This window comes from Corynebacterium sp. LK14 (assembly GCF_008042215.1).
Lineage (GTDB): Bacteria > Actinomycetota > Actinomycetes > Mycobacteriales > Mycobacteriaceae > Corynebacterium > Corynebacterium striatum.
In genome coordinates, this window is record NZ_NOVQ01000017.1 from 14,131 (window position 1) to 36,296 (window position 22,166).

Sequence of the window (22,166 nt, forward strand, 5' to 3'; positions counted from 1 at the left end):
AGGAATCTTCGAAGAATCCAGCTCCTATTTGGCAAATTGTGCGCTGCTAGCGAGAAGGTGCCCCGTTAGCGAGAAGGTGCCCCTCCGCTAGCGCGAAATCTAAAGGTACTGCCAGCACTCGCGGACGCGCTCAAACCACCAGTCGCGGCGCTCGGGCGCGGCTGCGAGGTCAGCCAGGCGCGCGGGATCTGGGATCGCCGGAGTGGCTTCCAAATGGCCATCGATAAGCGGGCGCGGCTCGGTGACGTCCTCTATAAAGAGCGAGCCGGTGGCCAGGCCCGCGGCGGCGGGAGTGACGTCAATGTCTTCGTCGTCAAGAATCTTCGGCAGCGCTGCGACAGCCGCCAGCCCCATGCCGATACCCACGGATGTATCCAGGGCCGAGGCTACGGTGATGTCCATGTGGCGCGCACGCAGTTGCTTAGCGACATCCAGCACCCTGCGCACTCCGCCCAAAGGCGCGGGTTTGACCACCGCGACGTCGGCAGCCTGCAGGTCCGCGACTCGGAAGGGATCCTCGACCTTCCGGATGGACTCGTCGGCGGCGACGCGCACGAAGAGGCCGTTGCGCATTAATTGGCGGCGAACCTCCGCGAGTTCTTCGGCGGTGGCGCACGGCTGCTCCATGTAGTCCAGGGGCATTAGGGCCTTGGCCGCCTCAATGGCTTGTTCCACGCTCCAGCCGCCGTTGGCGTCGACGCGCAGCACCGGAATGCGGCCCTGCGCGGTGATGTACTCACGCACTGCCTGCACACGGGCGACGTCGTCTGCAAGGCTCTGTCCCGGCTCTGCCACTTTGATCTTGAAAGTGCGGCAGCCCGGGTAGCGCTCCATTACCTCGGGAACCTGCGCGGCGGGTACGGCAGGGATGGTGCCGTTGACCTCGACGAGGTCGCGAACAGGTTCGGGGAAGCCTTCGTAGGCAGCCTCCAGGCCTGCGGCGAGCCAGTGTGCCGACTCCGCAGCTCCGTACTCTAGGAAAGGCGAGAACTCGCCCCAGCCGGCGGGGCCCTCGATGAGTAAGGCTTCGCGGGTGGTAATGCCGCGGAACTTCACCGCCAAAGGCAGGGCAACAACGTGGGAGCGGGAGAGGACATCATCAACTTCAACCTGGGACATGGAATGTAGCGTACCTGACCAAGTTTTAGCTGCTGCTTAGTTCGCTGCCCGTCACAACAGCTGTTAGAGTAAGAACAGAGGTTATAACAACCGCGGTTAGCCTTTAAGCCCTGCATAAAGGGCATATTTCTACATATCTTTTCTCCAGCAAAAAGGCAGGTCAAAACCCGCATGCTTTACCTCATTATTGCCTTGGCGGCCATCGTCGCAGTGATGTGGCTGATTTACAAAAAGGTTCATGCCGCCGCAGCCATCTTCGGTGTCGGCGTCCTCCTCCTCATGATTGCCGCTCTCACTAACCGCGCGGATATGCGCACCGTAGAAATCGAAGCCACAGGCAATGCTTTTTATGACCAACTTTTGGTCGTAGATGCCCTGTTCAAATCCCGCTTTAGCGGCATCGGCATGGCCATCATGGTTTTGTTCGGCTTCGTGTCTTATATGCGGCACATCGGCGCCGATGCCAAGACCGTTGTCGTATTGTCTTCGCCCTTGAAACGCTTCCGCGGTAGCTACTGGCTCGTCCCGGTAGGTTTTCTTATCGGTTCGCTACTCTCACTGGTGATTCCCTCCGCCGCTGCGTTGTCGTTGCTGCTCGTCGCCACTCTCCTACCCGCCCTTATCGCCGCTGGTCTCACGCCTTTAACGGTGGCCGCGCTGGTAGTGACCTCGTCTACCATCATCCCGACGCCCCTTGAGGCAGGTCTGATTCAAGGCGCGGATCTGACAAACATGAGCGTGACCGAGTTTGTGTACGGCTCGGTTGCCCGCGCTACCGTCCCGGCGCTTCTCATTACCGCATTTGTCCATATGTGGTGGCAGAAGCATTGCGACAAAGTAGATGCACGCAAAGCCCACGCTGACGACGCCACCGCAGGCTCCGATACTCTGTCCGAATCCGACCGCGCCACCCGTGAAGCACTTGAGCGAGCAAAGGGACTGCCCGGTTTCTACGCCGTCCTTCCTCTTATGCCACTGTTGCTGATTATTGTTTCGGCAATCTTGAACCGCACCGGCGTCATCCCATTTGAAGCAGATATCCTGCCGGTGACCGTGGTCTCGCTGTTTATCGCCATGTTGATTGAGGCAATCCGCATCCGCTCCATCACAGAGTCGATGGATTCCACCGCGCACTTTTTCAAGGGCATGGGCGAAGGCGCCGCTGGCGTGGTTGCCCTGCTGGTTGCGGCAGCGGTCTTGGTCGAAGGCATCACCCAGATGGGCGTCATCGACATGCTCGTCAATGCTGCCGAGGGCTCTACTGGCGCCGCCGTAATTATTGTTCTCATCTTCGTCGGCGCTACGGCACTGATGGCAGCGTTGACAGGTTCCGGCACAGCCCCTTACTTTGCCTTCTCTGAGGTTGTTCCTGGCCTGGCCGCCCACACCTCGATTAATGCACCACAAATGCTTACTGCCATTTGGGGCACCTCGAACCTCATACGTCAGGTCTCGCCGGTCAACGCCGCAGTTCTGATCGTTTCGGGTGCAATCAACGTCAACCCCATCCGCCTGGTCAAACGCACCTGCGTTCCGATGATCGCCGCAGCTGTGCTCAACGTGGTTTTTTCCTTCTTGTTCATCGGCTAAAAGCTAACCCGCTCTCTACCAACCGCCGTGGCTAATCGCTGCGGCGGTTATTGTGTACCTATGACTTCCCAGGCAAAGGCAACCTCTAAATACAGCACCGACAACCCTTTCAAGGCCGAACTGTGGGCCCCAGTGGAAGGCTTCTCGGATCTCACCGATATCACCTACCACCGGCTCATCGGAGACAAGCGCGAAGACGGCATCGTCCGCATCGCGTTTGACCGCCCGGAGGTGCGCAACGCGTTCCGCCCGCACACGGTGGATGAGCTCTACCGCGCGCTCGACCATGCACGTCGCACTCCTGATGTCGGCACGGTGTTGCTCACCGGCAACGGCCCCAGTGAGAAGGACGGAGGCTGGGCATTTTGCTCTGGCGGCGACCAGCGAATTCGCGGCCGCTCCGGTTACCGCTACGCCACCTCGCACGAGCACAACGATGCCGAGGCAGATGCCTCCACCGTGGACGAGGCACGCGAGAAGGTCGAGGGCGGACGCCTGCACATCCTCGAGGTCCAGCGCCTCATCCGCACCATGCCCAAGGTGGTCATAGCCGTGGTCAACGGCTGGGCGGCTGGCGGTGGGCATTCGTTGCACGTGGTCTGCGACATGACCATTGCGTCCCGCCAGGAGGCGCGCTTCAAGCAGACCGATGCCGACGTGGGCTCCTTTGATGCTGGCTATGGCTCGGCCTACCTGGCCAAGATGGTGGGCCAGAAGTACGCCCGCGAAATCTTCTTCCTGGGCCGCACTTACGACGCCCAGCGCATGTACGAGATGGGCGCCGTCAACGAGGTTGTGGATCACGTCGACCTTGAGGATGCCGCCATCCAGATGGGTCGCGAAATCAACGGCAAGTCCCCGACCGCGCAGCGCATGCTGAAGTTCGCGTTCAACCTCACCGACGACGGACTCATGGGCCAGCAGGTCTTCGCCGGCGAGGCAACGCGCTTGGCTTACATGACCGACGAGGCCGTCGAGGGCAAGGAGGCGTTCCTGGAAAAGCGCGACCCGAACTGGGAGCAGTTCCCGTACTACTACTAGTCAGGAGTTGGCACGATGTGGATTTTCACCATCGGCTTGGCCACACTTGCACTGGCGGGCGTCATCGGCTCGCGAGTGTGGATGCTCAAGCACATCCAGGATGCGCAGGACCGCGGGGAGCGGCCTTTCGACCAGGAAGATGAGCTGCGAAACCCGTACATCTAGGGCAAACGTGACACAAAACACTTAAACCCTTAAGTGAGGCATCACCGGCAATTGTGGACGCGTAAACACTTCATGCGTAAAGTGTCCAGCATGAAACTTGCTAACTCATTCGCCATGCTCGCAGCCCGCGTCATCCTGGGCGTCATCCTTATCGCCCACGGTTGGCAGAAGTTCTCCGAATGGGCCATCGACGGCACCACTCAGCTCTTCGAGGGCATGGGCGTCCCAGCCGCTTCCATCGCAGCGCCAGCTGCAGCCATCATTGAGCTCGTCGGCGTCATCGCCGCAGCGGGCCTCATGCTCGTCGCCGCCGGCCCCGGAATGCACTCCCTTGACCAACTCTTCTTCAGCAAGAAGGCAAAAGTAGCAAGTAAGGCCACCACCTCCCAACCTCTCGCTTCACCCATTGAAGTGAGAGGAATTTTTTAATTTCAGCGACTCAAAGAGGAGATAGGGCTACCTAAGTTCATAGTATTGAACAATCCAGTTCAGTGGTGCTAGTGTTTGTTGAGTTCACTTCTCCCAATGCAAAGGAAGTTCATGATGAGCTCAAATCACAGCACCCCACGCCGGCCCCTACAGCGCATTCTCGCAGGCACCTGCGCCCTAGCACTCGGCGCCAGCCTCGCCGCTTGCAGCGCCTCGAAAGAATCCACCGACGCCGCAAAACCGAAGGACGGCGACACCGTCAAGGCCGTGGCCACGACTACCCAGATCTGCGACTACCTCACCCAGATAGCCGCCGGCGGCGTCAAGCTCCACAAGGTCGACTCCCAAGGTGCAGAGACCACCTCCGGCGAGGGCCCAGTGACCCTCGACCTCACCTGTTTGCTCGCCCCCAACGCCAGCGCCCACGAGCACGAGATGACCCCACAGCAGATGCAGGCGCTCTCCCAGGCCGACTACATGTTCGTCAACGGAGTCGACCTCGAGCACTTCCTCGACCAAGCCGTGGACTCCTCCGGCTTCCACGGCGTCATGGCCGTGACCTCGGGCGTCAAGAGCGAAGGCATGAGCGATGGCAACGGCAAGTACACCATCGACGAGGGCATCGAACACGTGAGCCCGCGCCCGTGGCCTTTCCCGGGGGAGGACGGCGAGGCCCCAGAATTCAAGTACGACCCGCACGTGTGGACCTCCCCGAAGCAGGCCAAGATTCAGGTCGACAACATCGTCAACACGTTGTCCCAGGCCTCCCCGCAGGCCAAGGACGCCTTCACCGCCGCCGGCAAGAAGTACACCGACCAGCTGGAGGACCTCGACAAGTGGGCCAGCGATTCCATGTCCGCAGTTCCTGAGCAAGACCGCGTGCTCTTCTCTTCCCACGACGCCTTCGGCTACTTCTCTAACGAGTATGGCGTGAAATTCATCGGCTCCGCACTGTCTGACTTCAACCACCAGCAGGACGCCACCTCAAGCCACATCGACGAGCAAGCAAAGCAGGTCCGCGAGTCCGGCGCCAAGGCCATCTTTGCGGAGAATTCCAACAACTCGAAGTCCATCGAGGCCATCGCCCGCGCCGCAGGCGTCAAGGCGGTTACATCCGACGACGCTTTGTACGGCGACTCGCTAGGTGTGCCAGGCAGTGAGGGCGAGACCTACATCGGATCCATCGTCCACAACATCAACACCCTGGTCAGCGCCTGGGAATCCAAGCAGCAACCGTTGCCAGAATCGCTGCAGGAATTCGACTTCGCCAAGCGCAAGTAGCTCTTTATGTCTTCCCCATTAGTCACTCTGCACAATGCCACCTGCGGCTATGGCGCCCGGGATATCCTCACCGACGTTGATCTTGAGATCCGCGCGGGCGAGGCCGTGGCGCTCCTAGGTTCCAACGGCACGGGCAAATCTACCTTGCTCAAGGCAATCACTGGCCTGGCTGCCTTGCGCGGCATGGCCACCATCGACGCCTCGCTCGGATACGTCCCGCAGTACCAAGACTCCGACCTGAGCTTTCCCGTCACGGCTTACAAGGTCGTGGAAATGGGCCTTTTGCCCTCAGTGAGCTGGTGGCACAGGTGCACGAGCATGCGTAGCTACCGCGACCGCGTACTCAATGCCCTGCGACAAGTGGGGATGGAGCACCTCGCCGAGACGCGGTTTGGCCAGCTCTCGGGTGGGCAGCGCCAGCGCGTACTCATCGCGCGCGCGTTGGTTTCGGCCCCGGAGCTGGTGCTTCTCGACGAACCCTTCAACGGGCTTGATCAAGAAAGTCGCCGAATCCTGATTCAGATCATTGCGGATCTCAAGGAAGCAGGAATCGCCCTGCTCGTCTCCACTCACGACCCCATCTTGGCGCAGCACACCTGCGACTGGGCGGCGTTTGTGCTCGACGGCAAGGTCCACACCATGGGAACCGAGGAAGCAGTGGAAACCTATATGGAGCAAGGCGCGCGACTGTGATAGAGCAGATTCTCTTCGCCCCGTACCTGCGCAATGCCTTTCTCTTCCTGCTGTGTCTATCGATTGCGGGAGCTGCCATTAGCGTCCTCGTTAATCTTCGCCGCATGGAATTTACGGTGGAAGCCCTCGTGCACTCGGTTTTTCCGGGCATCGTGGTAGGGCTCATCGTGGGCGGCATCCCGGGCATCGTGCCGGGTGCGGCCGCGGTGGCCACGGTGACGGTGCTGGTGCTGGCTTCTCTGGGTTCTGGGCGGGGCCAGTCAGCGCGGAAGCTGGATATGGAAGCCGGAACGGCCGTGGTGCTGACCTTCATGTACGGCATCGGCGTGGTCATCAGTTTGGCCTATGGCGACAAGTCCGGGCAGCTGGAGGCCCTCATGTTTGGCCGGCTTCTCGACGTCACGCAGTCCAGGCTGGCAACCTCCGTCACGCTCTGCGTGATTGCGGCACTGCTCATCCTGACAACCTGGCGCATGCAGATTCTCGTCGCTTTCGATACCACAGCGGCCCGCGCCATGGGCATCAACGTGGCGGCTTATGAGCTCATTGCGAATATCGCAGTTGGCCTCATCGTGGTGGCGGCTAGCTCGGCAGTGGGTGTGTTGCTGGTTATCGGTTTTATTGTCATTCCAGGCCTCTCGGCGCGCTTGATCGCAGGATCCCCGCGCAGCATGTGCTTCTGGGCTGCGGGTTTGTCCACGCTGGCAGTGGTCGTGGGATTTGCCATCATGCTGTCCCAAACCACGCACCAGATTTCGCCGCAGGCAATCGTCAGCTTGATGCTGGTTGCCACCGTGCCGCTAGCGGGCTTGAAGGGGGTATTTAGCTAATGGGACTTTCTCATCTTGATCCAGAAATCCTGCGGCTGCCCCTCCTTGAGGCCATCGCTGTGGGATGTTTATCTGGCTTGGTTGGAACCTTGATGGTCATGGGCAAGCGCGTCTTTTTCGCCGAGAGCCTGTCGCACGGAATCTTCCCCGGCGCGGTGCTCGGTGTAGTGGTGGCCAACCTTCTGAGCTTGGATCTCTCTACGGGTTTGATGGTGGGCGCGGCACTGTTCTGCCTGCCTTTGGCCTGGCTTATGCGGTGGTTGAGTACCGTCGAGGGCATTTCTTCGACTGCTGCCGCCGGCGTGACGCTCACCCTGGGGTTTTCCCTGGGCATCTTGTTGCTGCGCTGGTTCCAACCGCTACCTATCCACGTGGATAGCTTTCTCGTGGGCTCGCTGACCACTGTCAATGCGCAGGATGTCTGGTTTGTCGGCGCCCTGGTGGTGGTCAGCCTTGGCGTGCTGGTGGCATTTCGCCGGACGTTGGTCTCCTTCTACTTCGACCAGACGTTCTTCCGCGCACAAGGCGGAAAGCCCGGCCGCTATGACTTGCTTACTCTCACGCTTATCAGCGTGACCATGGTGGTGGTGATTCCCGCGGTGGGCACTATCTTGTCCCTGGCGCTGCTGGTAGCCCCGGCGGCGGCGTTGCAGCCGTGGATCAAGCGCCCGACCCAGCTCATGCTCGGTGCCGGTATCGCGGGCATTGCGCTGGCATGCGGCGGGCTCTGGCTGGCGGCCGCCCTCAGTTTGTCGGCGGGCGGCTGCATCGCGGTGCTGGCGGGTGTGTTCTATTTGCTCAGCATGGGGCTACGCGCCTTGCTTTAAACGCCCGGCGCGCCGCCTCCCGGGACGAGCGATATGCCCGGGTAACCTGACTATTCGTGACTCATATCCTCGCCCCACTCCCAGTCGATCCCCGCAATCCCGCAGCTATTTTGGATGAGCTCGAGAGGGCCATCGCTGGGCAGACCACGCTCTTGCCCCTTCCCGCAGCGGACCGCACGCGGGCGGAATTGCTGCGCAACCACATGCGCGCGGGCGAATCGATTGCTGAGGACATTGCTTTGGTGGTGGCCACCTCGGGTTCCACGGGCACACCGAAAGGTGCGCAGCTAAGCCCGCTTAACCTGGTGGCGAGTGCGGATGCCACCCATTCTTTCCTGGGTGGGCCCGGCCAATGGCTACTGGCCATGCCCGCCCACCACATAGCAGGCATCCAAGTGCTCGTGCGTTCGTTGGTGGCGGGTGTGGAGCCACTGTGCCTCGACCTGTCCCAAGGCTTTAACATCGCCGAGTTCGCCCGCGCAGCAGAAGAACTCGCCCACACTGAGGACCGCATGTACACCGCGCTCACGCCGATGCAGCTGCACAAGGCACTCGATTCGCTGGACGGCATCCAAGCGCTGCGCCGTTTCAACTCCATCCTGGTGGGTGGAGCAGCGCCGCATCCCCAGCTATTAGAATCTGCGCGCAAGCTCGACATCACCGTGGTAACCACCTATGGCTCCTCGGAGACTGCGGGAGGGTGCGTCTACAACGGCACTCCCCTGCCCGGCACTGAGGTGCGCATCGGGGAGGATAACCGCATTTTCCTGGGCGGGCCGACCATTGCGCAGGGCTACCGCAATGCGGAATCACGCGACTTCGTCGATGGCTGGTTCGCCACTTCCGACGCCGGGGAGCTCGACGCCCACGATCAACTCACCGTCACTGGGCGTCTGGACAACATCATCAACTCGGGCGGCCTGAAGTTGCACCCAGAACAGCTGGAACAGCTCTTGTTGCAGGTACCGGGCGTCGAGAGTGCATGCGTGGTGGGCATCCCTGATCCGCGTCTTGGCCAGATGATCGCCGCAGCTTACACCGGCTGGGCCTCGCGTACCGACATCCTCGAAGCGCTCGATGACCTGCCTCGGTGGCAGATTCCGCGCGAGATTATCCGCATTGCTGAGATGCCGCTGACCGGTCCCGGCAAGGTGGACCGTCGTGGTGTCGCAGGGCTCTTTAAGTACTAATTAGGCTTCGTTAGCGCGCACCGTCACGTCGGCGGCCGCGACTTCCGCAAGGGAGAACTCCTTGTCCCCTGCGTGCAGGTTAAGCAGGCCCGCAACGCGGGAATCGACTACGACCTCGACGCCTAGGCCGACGCCGTGGCTGTCGAGGTAGCGCAACAGCTCGGTGTCCCCGTCACATACCCGCTCGATGGTGACAGGGGTGTGAAGGGGGACGTCGTCAAGCGTGAGCGTGCCAAGGTCCTCGATGCTGCCCTGCGCGTCGGGGATGGGATCGCCGTGGGGATCGCGCTGAGGATGGCCCAGGTGTTGATCGAGGCGATCGATGAAGCGATCGGAGCATGCATGCTCGAGGAGATCGGCGTCCTCGTGAACCTCGTCCCAGGTGTACCCCAGCTCTTTGACCAGGAAGGTCTCGAGGAGACGATGGCGGCGGACCATTCCCATGGCCAGTGCCTGCCCCTCTGGGGTCAGCGAAACGCCAGCGTAGCGCTCGTGTTCCACCAGCCCTTGGGCAACGAGACGCTTTACGGCTTCCGACGCCGTGGGCACCTTTTGGTTCAATCGCCCCGCCAGCTCCTTGAGCGCGATGGGTGCGCCGCCGGAGTGCTCGGAGAGGTCCCACAGGGCTTTGAGGTAGTCCTGGGTACGTTCAGGGAGATCGCTTAAGTGCATGACATTCATCGTAGTAAAGGCCTTGCCCTGCGAGCGATTCACATGATAACTTTTAAGAAAGTTCAACGCATTGAACTTTTGCCACGGGTGTGGCCCACAGCCGTCCTTTCTTGGGTACGTACGACGCGCTTTTGGCATACCCGTGGCTTTTATATGCCCGCCGTGTGCGTCCCTTGTGCACAACATGCCCGCGGTGGCGTGGCACAATAACTGACATGCCACTTTCTGCCTATCCCGCAACTGCCCAAGACTGGTTCCAAGGCGCTCGCCCGCACACATGGGCAAATGCTTTCGCCCCGGTTATCGCTGGTACTGGCGCCGCAGCCGCGCTCAATGGCGCGCACTGGGGCCGTGCTTTTCTCGCACTCATTGTGGCGTGGGTGCTCATCATCGGTGTCAACTACGCCAATGATTACTCGGATGGCATCCGCGGCACCGACGACGACCGTACTGGCCCGCAGCGCCTGACCGGCGGTGGGCTGGCGAAGCCGCAGCACGTGAAGTGGGCGGCCTTTGCTTCGTTCGCAGTTGCCGCCGTGGCTGGCATTGCGTTGTCCCTGGCAGCCAACGCAGCCTGGTTCGTACTCGTGGGCTTGGTCTGCATCGCCGGCGCGTGGTTCTACACGGGCGGAAAGAACCCCTACGGCTACCGTGGCCTCGGTGAGGTCGCTATCTTCATCTTCTTCGGTTTGGTGGCCGTACTGGGCACGCAGTTCACGCAGGCTGGCCGCATCAGCCTGACTGGACTGGCGCTGGCGATAGGCATTGGTGGAATGAGCTCCGCAGTCAACTTGGCCAACAACATTCGCGACATCCCCTCCGACACTGAGGCCGGCAAGATCACCTTGGCCGTGCGCTTGGGCGATAAAAAGTCGCGGAACCTATTCATGTGGCTGCTACTTCTTCCGGTCCTGCTAACCATCGTCATCGCCTTCGACTCCTGGCTGGCATTGGCTGCCTTGGCGTACTTCCCGTTCGCACTCCAAGCCGTCCGCACCGTCAACCGCGGCGCCCGCGGCCCCCAGCTCATCCCGGTGCTCGGGATCACTGGCCGCGCAATGCTGGTATGGGCGCTGGTCAGCGCGATTGCTCTTTTTCTCGTCTAAAAATTCTTACTGTCAGCCTTCCCCGTAGGGAAAACGTACGCCGAAGGGCAAGACCTCCAAGCGAAGTTAAAAGTTGCCGATTTAAAATTTTCTGAAATTTAAATCACAAACATTACTCAGGGTGATACACTTCACTCACTTCATTTTATCTGTCCGCCCAGAAAGGTCGAAAGTTGTTTATTTTCGATGAGATTCCAAAAATCGAATCTGTTGGGGGGTCTACCCCATCACGGGTAAGAGGGCGAGAGGCTGTGGCCGAGAGTAAGGTCACAATCCAACTGCCCAATGCCGTAAGTCTGGAAAAGTGTCTCCGACAGCTTGAAATTTCTGACCAAAGACTTGCAAAAATGGGCCCGAATAGACCAGGCGGCCCCTACGATTGGCAATTCGTTTTAAGCGAGTCATTCGACGACGGCAGCGCATGTGTTCACTTTGGCGTTTCTTGGTATGACTTGGAATTTTTCTTAGAAAAGAAAGACAGTTTCCGCGACAACCGGCATAACTCAATACTGCAAAATATAGGAATCGATCCTTCGAGAATGTCCGTAGACCACTGGGTGAGGACCAAATAGAGTGTTGAAAACTCCACTAGGTAATGATGGGTCGAAAGGCAAAGTCTTTAGTCTCGTCATTGCCTACTTTTTTATGTCTCTGTGCGGAGCGATGACTTCGATCGCAATCTCACTCAACTTCGCCACTCGGCCAAACGGTGAAGCACTTGTGGCCACTGTTCTAGTAACAGGGGCCTGCGCTCAGGTATTTGTGTCCCCTCTTTTGACACCATTCTTTGATCGAGCAAATCCTTTTACGGTGGCAAAGCTTGGAACAATATTTGAGTGCCTTACTCTCATTTTCTTGTGCGGCTTTCCATCAACGCTCACTCTCATCGCAGGAAATATCGTAATAGCTACGTTGAGTGGGATTACCATTCCAGCCTATTACGCAATTGCAGATTCAAGCCTAGATGCCTCGGACCAAGCCCGGGCTTTTTCCTACTTGGACACGGCTCGGCTATGTGGCAGCTTCGTAGGCCCTGTACTCGGCGGCGGATTCCTAGACATCGCCTCACTACGCACAGTATTTGCATTGGAGGCCCTAGCCGTCGGGAGCTCAATTATTGTGGTGCAGCGTTTGCAAAGACAAGATTGGCCCCTAGTTCCATCAACTTCCCCCCACACTCTCAAGGCCGAGGCCCCAAGTCCTCTGCACAGCATTGTTGAAGCTCCAAAAATACTTCTTAACAATCCACGTTCGCGTCAGGCGCTGACAAGCATCTGGGCCGCGATTATCTTCACATCGATTTTTAACGTGGCTCTCGTGTTCTTCGCCACTCAGTCCCTGAATACCAGCGGGTTTTTATATGCAATAGTCGCCCAGTGTTTTGTCGTGGGACGGATTTTAGGCGCAAGATTTTCAGCAAGACTTACGAAGGCAAACGCCCTAGCGACCTTGATCAAAAGTGGAATAGGAATGGGGATCTGCATCTCGATCCCAGGCTTTGTGCCCGCGTTATTTCTCTGTATTCCGCTTTTCGCATTGGCTGGAATGTTTAATGGACTCCAAGTGTCTGCTCTAAGAATAGTGGTCGTCAGCGCCGTCGATCCAAAGATTAAGCCCAAAGCGTTAGTAACGATGGGGACGATTAACAATTCGGCAATGCTGGTTGGATACATTGTGGGTGCACCGACGGTATCTGCCGCTGGACCGAACGCTGCATTAATCATCGCCGGCCTCGGCACAGCACTGTTTACTGCGCTTCCTTCGTTATGGAACAAGCTCACAAAGCCGTTCCTCCGAAGTAATTGAATGCCACGATGTGAAAGCTAGCGGCCTGCCAACTCCGCTTGGACCCAGGCCTTATGAGCCTTGCGCTGAGCGGAATACTCAGCCAAGGTCTCGGTGGCTTCTACGCGCCATTTCTTAAACACGAGCATCGACAGCGGCAGCGCCACGAATAGAGCAAGCAGCGCTGCAAGCAGTACGGGAATGGGGAAACCTGCCAGGATGGCGATGAGCTCGATGACCACCGTGAGAAGGATAAAAAGCACCACGCGGGCCAAGCCGTACCTCCAAAGCGCGGCGCGGGAGCGACGGCGCAGCTCAGGGTCCGGCGTCGGCGGCTCTGGGTGGGATGCGGAAGAAGTATCAGTCATGTGGCTAAAGTCTACGCTTTCGATTCCGTAGGATATAACGCATGGGTCGTTTGATTTTACTTGTCTTGGTTGTCCTTGCCGTCTACTTGGTGTGGAAGGCGTTTGGCCCTTCCAGCTGGAAGAAGCCGGAACAGGTCGAGCAGCGCCCAGCCATCAAGGGCCCAGACGACGATGAAGAGTTCCTGTGGAACCTCGAGAAAGAGCGCTTCAAGGAACGCCGCGCCCGCGAAATGCAGGCCGAGCGGGAAGCCGAGGAGCGCCGCCGTCAACAGCGCCGCAAGAGCCACCGCGACGAACCCCCGCGCGGCGAAGCGGACGAGAAGTAGGGCGCATTCTCCGCCGGCGCGGAATGGTCGCCCTCTAAAGGTCCCTCTCTACGGGTAGCTTTAAGAGTGACGGCAACCCTGAAAACGCGCTTCATGGTCCCATTGCCCCACAAAGGGACCTAAGCAATGGGACCATGAAGAAAGTGATGGATAGCTACGCCGCTAAGTGCGCGGCTGGAAGCTCATCTCTAAGCCGAGAGCCTCGGCCACCGCGGTGACCTTCTCCCAGCGCACGCCGGTGCCGCCATGCTCGATGGTGTGCAAAGTGGAGCGAGATACGCCTGCGGCATCGGCCAGTTGCTGCTGCAGGATGCCTAACTCGCGGCGGCGAGCCGCGAACTCCGCTCCGATGGCCAGCAGCTGCGGGTTATCACCCGCCGGTTTGCCCTGTTTATTACGTGGCTTGTGGGTATCCGGCATTAGTTCAGCCCCGCGTAGGAGTGCAGGCCGGAGACAACCATGTTGATGAAGAACAGGTTGAAGACCATCAAAGACATAGCGGCGATGTTGATCCACGGCGAGAACTTACGCCAAGACGGCGTCGCGCGAGCGTGCAGGTAAGCGGCGTAAAGAATCCAGGTCGCGAAGGAAACGGTCTCCTTCGGGTCCCAGCCCCAGAAGCGGCCCCATGCGGACTCCGCCCAGATAGCACCAAGCACGATACCCAGCCCCAAGGTCGGCAGCGTCACGATACCCAGACGATATGCCAGCTGGTCCAGCTTCTTAGCCGAAGGCAGTGGCTTTGCCACCGTTCCAAAGAAGCCATGCTCCTTGCCCTTCGGCTGCCACACGCGCAGCATGCTCAGCAGCGAAGCGATACCGGAGATGATGCCGATAGAAGCACCAAGGGAAACCACGGTCACGTGGATGGGCAACCAGTGCGACTGCAGCGCCGGAACCACCGGTGCCGACTCCGCATACAACTTGGTGGAGCCGTAGAACATCAGCGCCAAGATCGGGGTCAACATCCATGGCCACAGTGTGCGCCACTCTTTACGCTGCATCGCGATGTTAGCCACGATCAGGACACCGGCCGTGACCATCAAGACGTACTCGTAGAGGTTGCCGAATGGGAAGCGGTGCGTTGCCAGACCGCGCAGCACAATCGCGGTTACGTGCAAGACAATGCCGAGCCAGATGAGCATCTGGGTCATGCCGCCGAGCTTGTCAGCCTCTTCCTCACGCACGCGGGCTTCATCAGCGTGGAAAACGGAATCGGAGGTGTCGGCAGGGGTGGCGTCGGCAAGCGCGGCGTCGTCCTCAGGCGCATAAGCGCTGCCGCCCGCAAGCACTGCCTGCTTGGACTCCGCCTTCTTGGCGGCTGCGGCGCGGCGGGCATCGATGACTCCCTGCATGCGACCGTAGTACACCAGCGAAATGAATAGCGCGATGGCGTAAATGACGAAGGCCGTTTGCACGGCAATGTCGGAGAAATTCGACAAATTCTGATCAATCAGCATGTAAAACCTTGCGCTTTAGCTCTCAATAGTTCCTGCATACAATACTCTCGTACGCTATCCACCTCAAACTTTTGGCGGATAGCTTTAATCCTCTACCCAGATCTCGTCTTCTTCGACCTCGTCTGGATCCGGCAGCTCCAGCAGTGCTCGGTGGACTGCGTAGAACTCCTCGGACCAACCAGCACGGTCGGTGCGCGCCAGTCCACCCATCTGGATGTCGGTGCCGCCGTCAGCGGCAGGGCTGATGCGTACCCAGATGCGGCGGCGCTTGATAACTAGCGAGCCCACCAGGGAAACCAGCATCACCAGTGCCGAGACCAGCACCCACTTCTGGAATGGGTCATAAGAAATCTGGTAATTCGCAAACTGGGAGGCACCGTTGAAGGTGACCTTGGTGCCGTCGTCCAACGTCACGGACTCGTTCTGGCTCAGGTTCACGCGGTCAATCTTCTGCAGCTGGCCCGAGTGCACCAGGGAGGAGTCCAGATCGAAGATGGACTGCGCGGTACCGGTATCCAGGCCGGCGTCGCCGCGGTAGATGTCAATGGCCAGTGCCGGATCGGTCAAGCCCGGGTAAGCAGAGGTGAGCAACTGGCCGTTCTCACCGGACCACTGTGCGGTCGGCGCGAAGAGACCCTGGATGGCGATCTCGCTCTGGCGGCGCTCAAACAAGTCCGGGTACATGCCGGCCGGCGGGTCGAAACGCATGACGCCAGAAGAAAGGAAACGAACCATGTCATCGGGGCGGAACTGGATGGTCTGGGTGCGCTTCTCACCGTTGGGCCACTCCACCGTGACGGTCGGCGCGTAGCCGTGGCCCTGCAGGTAGACGCGGTTATGGGAAAGGCGCAGCGGGTGATTCACGCTGAGCTCATAGTCCTTCCAGGAGGAATGATCCGTGTAGATGTCATCGCCCTCCGCGTAGGACACGTTGGAGGTGAACATCTCGGCTTGGCCGTTATCCAGGTAATCCGCGGTGAAGTCATGCGCCACGAAGCAGAACGGGTGGAGCCCGGTGCCATCGAAAAGCGAGCCCGCGCGGAAGGAGTCATAGTTCGAGGTCGAGGTATTGCAGAACTCAGTGGACTGCTCGAGGCTGGCTTCCTTGTCCTGGGAGCCCGACTCGGTCACCACGATGACCTGGCCTTCATAGTTGACCAAGCGGCCCGCGGCCACGGTCACCAGGATTGCCACGAGAGCGATGTGGAAGATGAGGTTGCACAGCTCGCGGGCGTATCCGCGCTCCGCGGAGAAGGATTTGAGGCCGGCGCGGTCATCTGCGGCGCTCGTCTCCGAAACGCGCCACCTTTTCAGCAGCTTGCGGGTGGCCTCTTCGATCTCTTCCGGGGAATGCTCAGAGTGGCCTTCTGCATGCAGCGGCATCTTATCCAGGTACTTCGGCGCACGGGTAGGCGGAGTCTTCCATGCCTTGTAGTGCTCCCAGGAACGCGGGATGATGCAGCCCACCAGGGAAATCATTAGGAGGATGAAGATGGCCTGGAACCAGATGGAAGAGAAGACGTCGAAAAGCTGCAGCTTGTCGTAGATCTCCGCTACCTTGCCGTGGGACTCGATAAAGTCCGTGACGTTGGATTCGTTGAGTTCACGCTGCGGCAGCAGCGAACCGGGGATTGCGGCCAGGGCCAGCAGGAACAGCAGCGCCAGCGCGGTTCGCATGCTGGTCAGCCAATGCCATGCTTTACGCAGATAGCTCACTATAAGTTTCATATCTCTCTGTGCCTTCTAAGCCTTATATGCCTTCTAGATCAGCGTCGCGCCGTACTCGACAGTCCACTGACGAATGAAGTTGATGAAATTACCCCACATGCCGGTAACCAGCGCGAGGCCCACGAGAATCATGGCGATGCCGCCGATGATCTGAATGGTACGAGAGTGCTTGCGCATCCACGAAATGGTGCGCATAGCGCGGGCGGAGCCCAAAGCAACGAGGAGAAAGGGCAAGCCAAGGCCCAAGCAATAACCAATGATGAGCAGGGTGCCGCGCACCGCGGTCATGCCCTGCGTGCCGACGGAAACGGAGATGATAGCCCCCAGAGTAGGGCCCAAGCACGGGGTCCAGCCAAGCGCGAATACGCCGCCCAGCAGCGGTGCGCCGAGCCACGTGGTCCAGCGGCGCGGAGCCATGCGGGTATCCTTCTGCAGCACTGGAACCACGCCCATGAACACCACGCCCATGAGGACGGTGATCACGCCACCGACGCGCATGAGCATCTCCGAATTCAGCGTGAGCGCGGAGATCGCACCAAAGACAGAAACGGTAGCGAGCACAAAGACCACCGTGAAGCCCAGGATGAACAGCAAAGCTGCTGCCACCACGGCCCATTGCCTGCGCTTTCCGACGCCCACCCCCAGCTCCGCGTCGTAGCTCACCTCACCACCGACCACGCTGGCCAGGTAAGAGATGTAGCCCGGAACCAAGGGCACCACGCAGGGGCTAGCAAAACTGACCAAACCCGCTGCTGCTGCGGCAAGAATTCCCAGCAGAAGCGGGCCGGCTGCGACGGTATCCGCAAAGGCCTCACCGACACCGGCGGCGAGAATGTGCTCCATTTATTCCTTCTCCAATGAGTCCACGACTGCGAGGACGTCCTTATCGGTGATTTCCCTCAAGAAAACTGCGGCTGGGCGATGCTGCTTGTCCAGCACGATGGTGGTGGGCACCACCGAGGTGGGCACACCGCCGAGAGCCGCCGCGGTCTTGAATGGCGGGTCATAGATGGACGGGTACTCAAGGCCGTTGTCCTCGAGGAAGTCACGCGAGATTTCCGGGTTGAAGTCGCGCACGTTGATTCCCAAGACCGTTCCGGTGCCGCGCTTGGCCAGCTCGGCATGGACGTTCTGGAGGTCATCGGACTCGGAGCGGCACGGCGCGCACCACTGTCCCCACGAGTTGAGCACGACGATCTGATCGGAAAAGTCATCCAGGGAAATTGTCTTGCCCTCGTTGCGGAGATCTTCACCGGTGAAAGACTTCAGCGGCTTGCGCTGATCCGGCGCGTACGTGATTTCCTTCTGACCGCCTGGGGCAAAGAACTCGAAAGTACCGCCGGTAGCTACGGCATTCTGCGCGTTATCGGCATCTTGACCGCAGCCCGCAAGAGTGGTCGCTGCAACGAGTACAGCTGCCGCCACGGGGAGGAATGTGTTTTTCAAAGCTCTGCCTTAAATCGCCTGTGCAGGTGAAGAATAGAAGATGTCGATCAGCTGGTCGTCCTGGAACACCAGGGAGGTGACCGAAGCCAGATCGCATTCGCGATCCCACGGGGCGTGCGCGAGGCGCTTGCCCAGTGCGGTGCGCTGCACCATCACGATGGGCAGCTGGTGAGAGACGATGATGGCCTCGTGGCCTTCTGCCTTCTGACGTGCGCGCTCGACGGCGTTCATCATGCGCGCGGCAATCTCTTCGAAGGGCTCGCCCCAAGAAGGCTGCAGCGGGTTACGCAGCAGCGGCCAGCGCTGTGGGTTCCACAGCTGGGAGTTCCAGCCCTTGGTGCGCAGGCCCTCGAAGCGATTGCCGGACTCAATGACGCTCTTGTCGACGTCCACATCAAGGCCGGTCACCTTCGAAATCGGCTGGGCGGTTTCCTGCGTGCGCTGCAGCGGGGAGGCCACCAGGTAGGTGACGTCGTGGCCGCGGAATGCCTCTGCCGTGCGCGCCGCCATGGAGTGTCCACGGGAAGACAGGTGGTAGCCCGGAATGCGCCCGTAGAGGATCTTGTCTGGGTTGTAGACCTCACCGTGGCGAACCAGATGAACGATGGTCGTCGACATAAATGTTCCTTTCGCTCTTTACGTGAGCTGCTGCGCTAGTGCGCAGGTAGACTAGCGCACTACTGCGGGCGAACTGCCGCTGCTGCTGCCTGCGCTGCCGGAGCAAGCGCCTTTTCGATTACCTCAAAATCATTGTCGGTCAGCGCATCGGAGACAAACCAGGTCTCGAACGCTGACGGCGGAACGTAGACGCCGCCCTGCAAAAGCTCGTGGAAGAACGGTGCAAAGCGCCAAGTATCGGCAGCCTTCATGTCGTCGAAATTATTGCCCTGCCCCTCTGCGAAGCGGATGGAGAACATCGACGAGGCACGCTGGATGTTGTGGGCCACGCCTTCCTTATCCAGGGCAGCGGAGATAAGGCCGGTGAGGCGGTCTGCGTTAGCAGCCAGACGTGGGTAAAGCTCTTCGTTTGCCAGCTCGAGGGACTTCAGGCCAGAAGCCATTGCCACCGGGTTACCGGAAAGCGTGCCCGCCTGGTACACCGGGCCAACCGGTGCGAGATAAGCCATGATGTCGGCGCGGCCGCCAAAAGCTGCTGCGGGCAGGCCACCGGAGACAACCTTGCCGAAGGTGACCAAGTCTCCCGCCACATTGTCGACGCCGAACCACCCCTTGTGGGAAGTGCGGAAACCAGTCATGACCTCGTCGAGGATGAGCAGCGCGTCGTCGGCATGCGCGATGTCCTTCAGCGCTGCGTTAAAGCCTTCTACCGGGGCGACGGTGCCCATGTTGCCGGCCGCTGCTTCAGCGATGATGCAGGCGATTTCGCCTGGGTGCGCGGCAAAAGCCTCGCGCACGGCAGCGAGGTCGTTGTAAGGGACCACGATGGTGTCGGCAGCGGAAGCGCCGGTGACACCCGGGGAGTCAGGAAGGGCGAAGGTGGCCACACCAGAACCAGCAGAGGCCAACAGGGCGTCGACGTGGCCGTGGTAGCAACCGTCGAACTTCAGCACCTTGGCGCGGCCGGTGTAACCGCGGGCTAGGCGCACTGCGGACATGGTGGCCTCCGTGCCGGAGTTGACCAGGCGGACCTGCTCTACTGCGGTGCGCTCCACAATGCGCTCTGCCAGCAGGGTTTCCGCCTCGGTCGGCGCGCCAAAGGAGAGACCGTCGACTGCTGCCTTCTGAACAGCCTCCACGATTGCCGGGTGGGCGTTGCCGTGGATCATCGGGCCATAGGAGCTAACCAGGTCGACGTACTCGTTGCCGTCGACGTCCCACAGGCGGGAAGCTTCGCCGCGTGCGATGACGCGGGCCTGGCCGCCGACCGAGCCGAAGGCACGGACCGGGGAGTTCACACCACCTGGGGTGACCTTGGAGGCGCGCTCGAACCACTGGGTGGACTGGGAAACTGGCTGCTGACTCGTATTAGGCATAGCCAACATTGTAACTGTTTTAGCACCATACAAAAGTTGGAGTCTCCTGTGCGTCTTGCAGCGCGTTCGCACACTCGCCGTGCGGGCTGTTCACAATGCGGTTACACTGATGGCACCACAAGTTCAGCGCAGGGGGTTGCGCTGGCAAACGTCACAACTTCGGGGGAAGAATTATGCGTTCGCGCTTGCTTATCTGCGTATTGGGTTTGGGCACTACACTGTGCGTTTCCTGCACAACACACGAGACCACTCCAGTAGCCATGCAAGAGGACAAGACGGCTCGACCAACCACCTCAAGCGCCACTGCGTGGGATCCCGGCGCGGCTCCGCAACCCATCACCCGCTTGGCACCAGAGACTTCCGCCACAACGGCACCGGAAGTAGCGGCACCAAACCAGGAGCTGCAGTCTGCCGAGAATGCACTCGGCCAAGGCCAACTAGACCAGGAGCACCTGCCTCAAGCTCACACTGTCACCGTCCGCGCCCCGGCCCCTGCGCCGCGGCCGGCTCCACGTCCAGCGCCTGCGCCGGGACCTGCCTTTCCGCAGATGCCCAAGCTGCCAGAATTTCCCGTGCCGGCTCTCCCACCACCGCCAAAGATTCCAACAGCAATCCCGTTACCGCCCGAGGTACAGGGCGGTATCGATCAGATCCCTAAGCCACCACCGCTGCCTCGCCCTGAGGACATCTACATTCCGTTGCCTCACTAACCGCATTAGCGAACTTCGCTAATGCGGTTAGTGATGTGGTGCGTTTTAATGCACCACATTCAGGCCCACGATGCTTAATGCACCACTTTCAGACCCACGATGCCGCCGATGATCATTGCTAGGAAAAGGATCTTCCACACGGTAGCGGCTTCGTGGCCGGCCAGGATTGAATAACTGACAGTGACCACGGCACCGAAGCCGGCCCACACCGCATAGGCGGTGCCCACGGGGATGGTTTTCATGGCCCAGGCCAAGCCACCCATAGAGATGAAACACGCGACGACAAAAATGACTGACGGCCACAAACGGGAGAATCCCTCGGATTTGTCGAGGGCCGCCGCCCATACGGCTTCGAAAGCACCGGAGGCGATCAGAATGAACCAAGCCATAACTTTTCCTTCTGGCCGTCTTGTCGCGCTACCGGGTACGGCTCCCTCGTCCGGAACGCACAGGCTGCGCGTCTGCGCCTAATCATGGCACACCTGCGCCGGGTAATGGCACACTGGCAGCCATGAAGATTGCATTCCTTGGAACCGGCCGCATGGGCAGCGAGCTTGCCCGCCACCTCATCCCTAACCACGACGTCACCGTGTGGAACCGCACTGCCGAGCGCGCGCAACCGCTTGTCGACAAAGGCGCTACTCTCGCCGCCACCCCGGAGGATGCGGTAAAAGATGCTGAGGTCATCATCACTTCGCTGTTCGGCCCAGATGACATCCGAGAGCGTGTTATCGACACCAACCTCATTCCGGAGGGCGTGACCTGGATTGATACCACAACCGTCTCCCCGGAGGCCGCCCGCGAGTTCGCCGCGGCGGTGGAGTCCTACGTCCATGCCCCGGTAGTGGGCTCCCTCGGCCCGGCGCGAAATGGTGAGTTAGGCGTTTACGTGGGCACGCCTGACGACGACCGTCGCGAACAGGCCATGGACCTGGTTGAGCCGTGGGCTGGTAAGGACAAGCTCATCGGTGTGGAATCGGCCGCCACCGCGGCAATTGGCAAGCTGCTTGCCAACTTGGCACTCGCTGTTACCACTGAGGGCCTGCTCGAGGCTCTGCAGCTCGGCGAGTCCGAGGGCCTCGACTCTGAAGTCGTTCTGGAGATGCTCGACATCACCGGCTTGGCATTCATCAAGAACATGAAGGGCCCGTTCATCACGGGTGAGCGCAACACCACTCCGGGTGACTTCACTGTCGACGCCCTGTGCAAGGACGCCAAGCTCATGGAGGCTACCTCTTCTAAGCCGCTGCCAGCAGTGCACGCCGCCATCGAACGTTTTGAAGAGCAGCAGTCGATGGGCCACGGCGACCAGGACTTCTCTTCTATCTTTGTATTCCGCAACAAGGGCTAGCACGAGCTAGCGGTTGCCGACGATTTCGCGCAGCACCCGCGCCAGCTGCGCGTTA

At 60.0% G+C, this 22,166-nt stretch carries 25 protein-coding genes and 1 riboswitch; of the genes, 14 read left to right on the forward strand and 11 right to left on the reverse strand.

The annotated features are described in order from the left end of the window. Window positions 1–99: 99 nt before the first annotated feature. On the reverse strand, window positions 100–1,119 hold the full coding sequence (locus CHU71_RS11415) for an o-succinylbenzoate synthase (RefSeq protein WP_147761127.1): 1,020 nt from the start codon (window positions 1,117–1,119) through the stop codon (window positions 100–102). 171 nt (window positions 1,120–1,290) lie between these two features. Between CHU71_RS11415 and dcuC the strand changes: the two genes are divergently transcribed. From dcuC to menE, 9 genes are all read left to right on the forward strand, one after another. Further along, entirely contained in the window at window positions 1,291–2,709 is a 1,419-nt protein-coding gene (dcuC, locus tag CHU71_RS11420) for a C4-dicarboxylate transporter DcuC (protein ID WP_147761128.1), read from the forward strand. Between the two features lie 60 nt (window positions 2,710–2,769). Continuing rightward, window positions 2,770–3,750 (forward strand): 1,4-dihydroxy-2-naphthoyl-CoA synthase, encoded by a 981-nt coding sequence (locus tag CHU71_RS11425; protein ID WP_101504655.1) that lies wholly within the window; start codon window positions 2,770–2,772, stop codon window positions 3,748–3,750. Between the two features lie 15 nt (window positions 3,751–3,765). After that, window positions 3,766–3,915, forward strand: coding sequence for a hypothetical protein (locus tag CHU71_RS12890; protein WP_187272082.1), 150 nt, complete (start codon window positions 3,766–3,768; stop codon window positions 3,913–3,915). A gap of 90 nt (window positions 3,916–4,005) precedes the next feature. After that, window positions 4,006–4,344, forward strand: a complete 339-nt coding sequence (locus CHU71_RS11430) for a DoxX family protein (protein ID WP_147761129.1) — start codon at window positions 4,006–4,008, stop codon at window positions 4,342–4,344. Between the two features lie 114 nt (window positions 4,345–4,458). After that, window positions 4,459–5,625, forward strand: a complete 1,167-nt coding sequence (locus CHU71_RS11435; RefSeq protein WP_147761156.1) for a metal ABC transporter substrate-binding protein — start codon at window positions 4,459–4,461, stop codon at window positions 5,623–5,625. Between the two features lie 6 nt (window positions 5,626–5,631). Then, window positions 5,632–6,318 (forward strand): metal ABC transporter ATP-binding protein, encoded by a 687-nt coding sequence (locus CHU71_RS11440; protein WP_147761130.1) that lies wholly within the window; start codon window positions 5,632–5,634, stop codon window positions 6,316–6,318. Then, complete coding sequence (locus tag CHU71_RS11445) at window positions 6,315–7,148, forward strand: metal ABC transporter permease (protein ID WP_255456444.1); 834 nt, start codon at window positions 6,315–6,317, stop codon at window positions 7,146–7,148. The genes CHU71_RS11440 and CHU71_RS11445 overlap by 4 nt, the downstream gene beginning before the upstream one ends. After that, window positions 7,148–7,975, forward strand: a complete 828-nt coding sequence (locus CHU71_RS11450) for a metal ABC transporter permease (RefSeq protein ID WP_049062513.1) — start codon at window positions 7,148–7,150, stop codon at window positions 7,973–7,975. Before CHU71_RS11445 ends, CHU71_RS11450 begins: the two co-directional genes overlap by 1 nt. A 56-nt stretch (window positions 7,976–8,031) precedes the next feature. Then, window positions 8,032–9,165 carry an o-succinylbenzoate--CoA ligase gene (gene menE, locus CHU71_RS11455; protein ID WP_147761131.1) on the forward strand — a complete coding sequence of 378 codons (1,134 nt, stop codon included), beginning with the start codon at window positions 8,032–8,034 and terminating at the stop codon, window positions 9,163–9,165. Here menE and CHU71_RS11460 read toward each other — a convergent pair whose 3' ends face one another. Beyond that, window positions 9,166–9,837 carry a metal-dependent transcriptional regulator gene (locus CHU71_RS11460; protein WP_147761158.1) on the reverse strand — a complete coding sequence of 224 codons (672 nt, stop codon included), beginning with the start codon at window positions 9,835–9,837 and terminating at the stop codon, window positions 9,166–9,168. It lies immediately after the preceding gene. Window positions 9,838–10,052: 215 nt separating this feature from the next. On the opposite strand from CHU71_RS11460, the gene CHU71_RS11465 reads away from it, so the two are divergent. Further along, window positions 10,053–10,943, forward strand: coding sequence for a 1,4-dihydroxy-2-naphthoate polyprenyltransferase (locus CHU71_RS11465; RefSeq protein WP_147761132.1), 891 nt, complete (start codon window positions 10,053–10,055; stop codon window positions 10,941–10,943). A 576-nt stretch (window positions 10,944–11,519) separates the two neighbouring features. Continuing rightward, window positions 11,520–12,749, forward strand: coding sequence for an MFS transporter (locus tag CHU71_RS11475; RefSeq protein WP_049146071.1), 1,230 nt, complete (start codon window positions 11,520–11,522; stop codon window positions 12,747–12,749). 17 nt (window positions 12,750–12,766) lie between these two features. Here CHU71_RS11475 and CHU71_RS11480 read toward each other — a convergent pair whose 3' ends face one another. Further along, window positions 12,767–13,096, reverse strand: coding sequence for a DUF4229 domain-containing protein (locus CHU71_RS11480; protein ID WP_005527641.1), 330 nt, complete (start codon window positions 13,094–13,096; stop codon window positions 12,767–12,769). Between the two features lie 41 nt (window positions 13,097–13,137). Between CHU71_RS11480 and CHU71_RS11485 the strand changes: the two genes are divergently transcribed. Then, window positions 13,138–13,422 (forward strand): hypothetical protein, encoded by a 285-nt coding sequence (locus tag CHU71_RS11485; RefSeq protein WP_147761133.1) that lies wholly within the window; start codon window positions 13,138–13,140, stop codon window positions 13,420–13,422. Window positions 13,423–13,584: 162 nt separating this feature from the next. On the opposite strand, the gene CHU71_RS11490 is transcribed toward CHU71_RS11485, so the two are convergent. From CHU71_RS11490 to hemL, 7 genes are all read right to left on the reverse strand, one after another. Continuing rightward, window positions 13,585–13,842, reverse strand: a complete 258-nt coding sequence (locus CHU71_RS11490; protein WP_005527639.1) for a helix-turn-helix domain-containing protein — start codon at window positions 13,840–13,842, stop codon at window positions 13,585–13,587. After that, window positions 13,842–14,882, reverse strand: coding sequence for a c-type cytochrome biogenesis protein CcsB (ccsB, locus tag CHU71_RS11495; RefSeq protein ID WP_147761134.1), 1,041 nt, complete (start codon window positions 14,880–14,882; stop codon window positions 13,842–13,844). The genes CHU71_RS11490 and ccsB overlap by 1 nt, the downstream gene beginning before the upstream one ends. An 84-nt stretch (window positions 14,883–14,966) precedes the next feature. Continuing rightward, on the reverse strand, window positions 14,967–16,610 hold the full coding sequence (locus CHU71_RS11500; protein ID WP_187272083.1) for a cytochrome c biogenesis protein ResB: 1,644 nt from the start codon (window positions 16,608–16,610) through the stop codon (window positions 14,967–14,969). Between the two features lie 33 nt (window positions 16,611–16,643). Beyond that, the gene (locus CHU71_RS11505) at window positions 16,644–17,453 is read right to left on the reverse strand and encodes a cytochrome c biogenesis CcdA family protein (RefSeq protein ID WP_070420083.1); all 810 of its coding nucleotides are present in this window, start codon (window positions 17,451–17,453) and stop codon (window positions 16,644–16,646) included. Further along, window positions 17,454–18,056 carry a TlpA disulfide reductase family protein gene (locus tag CHU71_RS11510; protein ID WP_070420082.1) on the reverse strand — a complete coding sequence of 201 codons (603 nt, stop codon included), beginning with the start codon at window positions 18,054–18,056 and terminating at the stop codon, window positions 17,454–17,456. Between the two features lie 9 nt (window positions 18,057–18,065). Further along, complete coding sequence (locus tag CHU71_RS11515) at window positions 18,066–18,674, reverse strand: histidine phosphatase family protein (protein ID WP_049146043.1); 609 nt, start codon at window positions 18,672–18,674, stop codon at window positions 18,066–18,068. 59 nt (window positions 18,675–18,733) lie between these two features. Then, window positions 18,734–20,059: a glutamate-1-semialdehyde 2,1-aminomutase gene (gene hemL / locus CHU71_RS11520; protein ID WP_147761135.1), complete on the reverse strand. Its 1,326-nt coding sequence runs from the start codon at window positions 20,057–20,059 to the stop codon at window positions 18,734–18,736. Window positions 20,060–20,223: 164 nt separating this feature from the next. Here hemL and CHU71_RS11525 point away from each other — a divergent pair, with 164 nt between their 5' ends. After that, window positions 20,224–20,760, forward strand: a complete 537-nt coding sequence (locus CHU71_RS11525; protein ID WP_147761136.1) for a cell envelope integrity protein TolA — start codon at window positions 20,224–20,226, stop codon at window positions 20,758–20,760. Window positions 20,761–20,834: 74 nt separating this feature from the next. Here CHU71_RS11525 and CHU71_RS11530 read toward each other — a convergent pair whose 3' ends face one another. Then, window positions 20,835–21,149, reverse strand: a complete 315-nt coding sequence (locus CHU71_RS11530; protein WP_147761137.1) for a multidrug efflux SMR transporter — start codon at window positions 21,147–21,149, stop codon at window positions 20,835–20,837. Window positions 21,150–21,159: 10 nt separating this feature from the next. Beyond that, a riboswitch (guanidine-III (ykkC-III) riboswitch) is annotated at window positions 21,160–21,225 on the reverse strand. Between the two features lie 46 nt (window positions 21,226–21,271). Between CHU71_RS11530 and CHU71_RS11535 the strand changes: the two genes are divergently transcribed. Beyond that, entirely contained in the window at window positions 21,272–22,111 is an 840-nt protein-coding gene (locus tag CHU71_RS11535) for an NAD(P)-dependent oxidoreductase (protein ID WP_147761138.1), read from the forward strand. Window positions 22,112–22,166 lie beyond the last annotated feature (55 nt).

Coding starts and splice junctions, on each gene's coding strand:
- CHU71_RS11535 (WP_147761138.1), top strand. CDS start 21,272: ATGAAGATTGCATTCCTTGGAACCGGCCGCATGGGCAGCGAGCTTGCC.
- CHU71_RS11485 (WP_147761133.1), top strand. CDS start 13,138: ATGGGTCGTTTGATTTTACTTGTCTTGGTTGTCCTTGCCGTCTACTTG.
- CHU71_RS11525 (WP_147761136.1), top strand. CDS start 20,224: ATGCGTTCGCGCTTGCTTATCTGCGTATTGGGTTTGGGCACTACACTG.
- CHU71_RS11480 (WP_005527641.1), bottom strand. CDS start 13,096: ATGACTGATACTTCTTCCGCATCCCACCCAGAGCCGCCGACGCCGGAC.
- CHU71_RS11490 (WP_005527639.1), bottom strand. CDS start 13,842: ATGCCGGATACCCACAAGCCACGTAATAAACAGGGCAAACCGGCGGGT.
- CHU71_RS11440 (WP_147761130.1), top strand. CDS start 5,632: ATGTCTTCCCCATTAGTCACTCTGCACAATGCCACCTGCGGCTATGGC.
- CHU71_RS11500 (WP_187272083.1), bottom strand. CDS start 16,610: ATGAAACTTATAGTGAGCTATCTGCGTAAAGCATGGCATTGGCTGACC.
- CHU71_RS11515 (WP_049146043.1), bottom strand. CDS start 18,674: ATGTCGACGACCATCGTTCATCTGGTTCGCCACGGTGAGGTCTACAAC.
- ccsB (WP_147761134.1), bottom strand. CDS start 14,882: ATGCTGATTGATCAGAATTTGTCGAATTTCTCCGACATTGCCGTGCAA.
- CHU71_RS11415 (WP_147761127.1), bottom strand. CDS start 1,119: ATGTCCCAGGTTGAAGTTGATGATGTCCTCTCCCGCTCCCACGTTGTT.
- CHU71_RS11425 (WP_101504655.1), top strand. CDS start 2,770: ATGACTTCCCAGGCAAAGGCAACCTCTAAATACAGCACCGACAACCCT.
- hemL (WP_147761135.1), bottom strand. CDS start 20,059: ATGTTGGCTATGCCTAATACGAGTCAGCAGCCAGTTTCCCAGTCCACC.
- CHU71_RS11435 (WP_147761156.1), top strand. CDS start 4,459: ATGAGCTCAAATCACAGCACCCCACGCCGGCCCCTACAGCGCATTCTC.
- CHU71_RS11460 (WP_147761158.1), bottom strand. CDS start 9,837: ATGCACTTAAGCGATCTCCCTGAACGTACCCAGGACTACCTCAAAGCC.
- CHU71_RS11530 (WP_147761137.1), bottom strand. CDS start 21,149: ATGGCTTGGTTCATTCTGATCGCCTCCGGTGCTTTCGAAGCCGTATGG.
- dcuC (WP_147761128.1), top strand. CDS start 1,291: ATGCTTTACCTCATTATTGCCTTGGCGGCCATCGTCGCAGTGATGTGG.
- CHU71_RS12890 (WP_187272082.1), top strand. CDS start 3,766: ATGTGGATTTTCACCATCGGCTTGGCCACACTTGCACTGGCGGGCGTC.
- CHU71_RS11505 (WP_070420083.1), bottom strand. CDS start 17,453: ATGGAGCACATTCTCGCCGCCGGTGTCGGTGAGGCCTTTGCGGATACC.
- CHU71_RS11465 (WP_147761132.1), top strand. CDS start 10,053: ATGCCACTTTCTGCCTATCCCGCAACTGCCCAAGACTGGTTCCAAGGC.
- CHU71_RS11430 (WP_147761129.1), top strand. CDS start 4,006: ATGAAACTTGCTAACTCATTCGCCATGCTCGCAGCCCGCGTCATCCTG.
- CHU71_RS11450 (WP_049062513.1), top strand. CDS start 7,148: ATGGGACTTTCTCATCTTGATCCAGAAATCCTGCGGCTGCCCCTCCTT.